This window comes from Streptomyces sp. 15-116A, assembly GCF_025290915.1.
Taxonomy (GTDB): Bacteria; Actinomycetota; Actinomycetes; order Streptomycetales; family Streptomycetaceae; genus Streptomyces.
In genome coordinates, this window is the sequence record NZ_JAOCQE010000428.1 from 1 (window position 1) to 3574 (window position 3574).

The 3574-nt window shown below is 73.9% G+C and carries 3 protein-coding genes; 2 read left to right on the top strand and 1 reads right to left on the bottom strand.

The annotated features are described in order from the left end of the window. Together hemG and hemQ are read left to right on the top strand one after the other, a co-directional pair. A partial coding sequence (gene hemG / locus N4P33_RS33780) for a protoporphyrinogen oxidase (protein WP_260830746.1) occupies positions 1-1247 on the top strand: 1247 nt, incomplete at its 5' end. A 5-nt stretch (positions 1248-1252) separates the two neighbouring features. After that, positions 1253-1984, top strand: a complete 732-nt coding sequence (gene hemQ / locus N4P33_RS33785) for a hydrogen peroxide-dependent heme synthase (RefSeq protein ID WP_260830747.1) — start codon at positions 1253-1255, stop codon at positions 1982-1984. 58 nt (positions 1985-2042) lie between these two features. On the opposite strand, the gene N4P33_RS33790 is transcribed toward hemQ, so the two are convergent. After that, positions 2043-3574, bottom strand: a 1532-nt coding sequence (locus tag N4P33_RS33790; protein ID WP_260830748.1) for an alpha/beta hydrolase, incomplete at its 5' end; no start/stop codon positions are given.

A 3574-nucleotide genomic window follows, 5' to 3' on the forward strand; every position in this document is an offset into this window, starting at 1 on the left:
GCGAGGTGGGCCTCGCCGACCGCCTCCAGCCCCCGGCGACCGCCACCGCCTCGCTGTGGACGCGCGGCGCCCTGCGGCCCATGCCGAAGGGCCATGTCATGGGCGTCCCCGGCACCGCGGCCGCCCTCGCCGGTGTGCTCTCCGAGGAGGGCCTGGCCCGGATCGAGCGCGACGCCGGGCTGCCGCGCACCGAGGTGGGCGACGACGTGGCGGTGGGGGAGTACGTGGCGGCGCGCGTCGGCCGCGAGGTCGTCGACCGCCTGGTGGAGCCCCTCCTGGGCGGGGTGTACGCGGGCGACGCGTACCGCATCTCGATGCGCTCGGCCGTCCCGCAGCTCTTCGAGGCCGCCCGCACGCACACGTCCCTGACGGAGGCCGTCCGCGAGATCCAGGCGAAGGCGGCTGCCGCGCGGCAGACGGGCCCGGTGTTCATGGGCATCGAGGGCGGGATCGGCTCCCTGCCGCTCGCGGTGGCCGAGTCGGTACGGGCGCGCGGCGGCGAGATCCTGACGGGAACACCGGTGACGGAGCTGCGCAGGGTGGCACCGCCCGATGCGCAAGCGCCCGCCGCCTGGCGTGTGATCGCCGGTGGGCGCGAGCTGCGGGCCGGCGCCGTCGTCGTCGCCCTCCCCGCCCCCGCGGCCGCCCGGCTGCTGCGTGCGGAGGCGCCCGGTGCCGCCGCCGAGCTGGCCGCCGTCGAGTACGCCTCCATGGCGCTGATCACCCTCGCCTACCGCCGTACGGAGGCCGGTCTCCCCGAGGGCAGCGGGTTCCTGGTGCCGCCCGTCGACGGGCGCACCATCAAGGCCGCCACCTTCGCCTCCAGCAAGTGGGGCTGGATCGCCGAGGAGGACCCCGGCCTGGCTGTGCTGCGCACCTCCGTCGGCCGGCACGGCGAGACGGAGATCCTCGGACGGGACGACGCCGAGCTGGTGGAGGTCTCGCGGCACGACCTGAAGGCGGCCACGGGCCTGGACGCCACCCCCGTCGCCACCCGCGTCACCCGCTGGCAGGACGGCCTCCCCCAGTACCCCGTCGGCCACCACGCGCGCGTGGCCCGTATCCGCGACCACCTCGCGAGAATCCCGGGCCTCGCGGTGTGCGGCGCGGCCTACGACGGCGTCGGCATCCCCGCCTGCATCGCGAGCGCGTACGCCGCCGTCGACCAGATCCACGGCGACCCGGCCGCCGCGCGGGAGCTCACCGCCCACCCGGTGCACAGCCTCCACGGAGGAGCAGGAGAATAAGGGACATGAGTGACGACGCCACCACCCCCGCCCCCGACCGGATCCCGAACAAGGGCAAGCTGGCCAAGGACCTCAACGAGGTCATCCGCTACACCCTCTGGTCCGTCTTCAAGCTGAAGGACGTGCTGCCCGAGGACCGCGGCGGGTACGCCGAGGAGGTCCAGGAGCTGTTCGACCAGCTCGCCGCCAAGGACGTCACGATCCGCGGCACCTACGACCTGTCGGGCCTGCGCGCGGACGCCGACCTGATGATCTGGTGGCACGCGGAGACCGCCGATCAGCTGCAGGAGGCGTACAACCTCTTCCGCCGCACCAGGCTGGGCCGCGCCCTCACGCCCGTCTGGTCCAACATGGCGCTGCACCGCCCGGCCGAGTTCAACCGCTCGCACATCCCGGCGTTCCTCGCCGACGAGACGCCCCGCGACTACGTCAGCGTGTACCCGTTCGTGCGCTCCTACGACTGGTACCTGCTGCCCGACGAGGACCGCCGCCGCATGCTCGCCGACCACGGCAAGATGGCCCGCGGCTTCCCCGACGTGCGCGCCAACACGGTCGCGTCCTTCTCACTCGGCGACTACGAGTGGATCCTCGCCTTCGAGGCCGACGAGCTCCACCGCATCGTCGACCTCATGCGCCACCTGCGCGGCTCGGAGGCCCGCATGCACGTCCGCGAGGAGATCCCGTTCTTCACGGGCCGCCGCAAGAACATCACGGAACTGGTCGCCGGCCTGGCCTGACCCCACGGGCTCCGGTTCCCTGCGGGCGCGCGGGGGACCGGAGCCGGATCTGGTTCGCTCATGGCGCCGGCCGGACCGGAACGGCCTTCCCGGTCGGCGCGCTGTTCGCGGACGCCTCGCCCGTAGCCCTCGGTTTCGGTTCCGGGTGGGCCGTGCAGGACGCGCCGCCGCCCGGGATCCGGCCCTCCAGGAGGTACGCCTCCATGTGCCCGTTCACGCAGGCGTTGGGGCCGCCCGCGATGCCGTGGGTGCCGGCGTTCCGCTCGGTCACCAGCGCCGAGCCCGCGAGCCGGCGGTGCAGCTCCAGGGCACCGTCGTACGGGGTCGCCGCGTCCCGCTCGGCCGCCAGGATGAGCGTCGGCGGCAGCTCACCGGCGCCGGTGCGCACGTCGAGGGGTTGCTGTCTCGGGGCCTTCCAGTAGGCGCAGGGCAGATTGGTCCACACGTTGTCCCAGGTCTCGAAGGGCGCCCGGCGCGCCAGCCGGGTGTTGTCCCGGTCCCACACCGCCCAGTCCGTCGGCCAGGGCGCGTCGTTGCACTCCACGGCGAGATAGACCGCGCGCGCGTTCTCCTCCTCCACGGCCGCCTCCGGATGCTGCTCGGCCTGGTCGATCAGCGGCTGCGGGTCGCCCTCCAGGTACGCCGACAGGGCGTGCGCGCGATGCGGCCAGAAGTCGTCGTAGTACCCGGCCTGCAGAAACGCCGCCTGCAACTGGCCCGGCCCCACCTTCCCGCCCGCCGGCTTCTTCGCGAGCCGGGCGCGCACCGTGTCGTAAGCGCGCTGCACCTCGCCCGCCGTGCGGCCGAGCCCGTACACGTCGTGGTGCCGGGCCATCCACTTCCGGAAGTCCGACCAGCGGTTCTCGAACGCCGCCGACTGGTCGAGGTTGTTGCGGTACCAGATCTGCGCGGGGTCCGGGTCGACCACCGAGTCGAACACCATCCGCCGCACATGACCGGGGAACAGCGTGGCGTACAGCGCCCCGAAGTACGTCCCGTACGACGCTCCCACGAAGGTCAGCCGCCGCTCGCCGAGCGCCGCGCGCAGCACGTCCAGGTCGCGCGCGTTGTTCAGCGAGGTGTAGTGCCGCAGCCGCTCGCCGGCCCGCTCGGCGCAGCCCCGCGCGTACGCTTCGGCCTGCGCGACGCGTTTCTTCTTGTACGCCTCCGAGGGGTGGACGGGCGCCTGGGTGGGCCCGTCGAAGAAGGTCTTGGGGTCCTGGCAGGACAGCGGCGCCGAACGGCCCACGCCGCGCGGGGCGTAGCCGACGAGATCGTAGGCCCCGGCGATGCGTTTCCACTGGGGGAGCAGGCCGATCAGCGGGAAGTGCATGCCGCTGGCGCCGGGCCCGCCCGGGTTGTAGACCAGGGCGCCCTGCCGGGGCACCTTGCGCTTGCTGTTGGCCGGGTCCTTGCCGGTGGCGCGGACGCGGCTGACGGTCAGCCGGATCTGCGCGCCGTCGGGGCGGGCGTAGTCGAGCGGGACGCGGACGGTGCCGCACCGGATGCTGCCCGGCAGGTCCTGGGCGTCGGGGCATCTGCCGAACTCGATGCCCTCGGACGCGGCCCGCGCCGCCGCGACCGCCGTAC

What these genes read in the sequence shown, in the direction of transcription:
- hemQ (WP_260830747.1), top strand. Translation starts at nt 1,253, where the DNA reads ATGAGTGACGACGCCACCACCCCCGCCCCCGACCGGATCCCGAACAAG.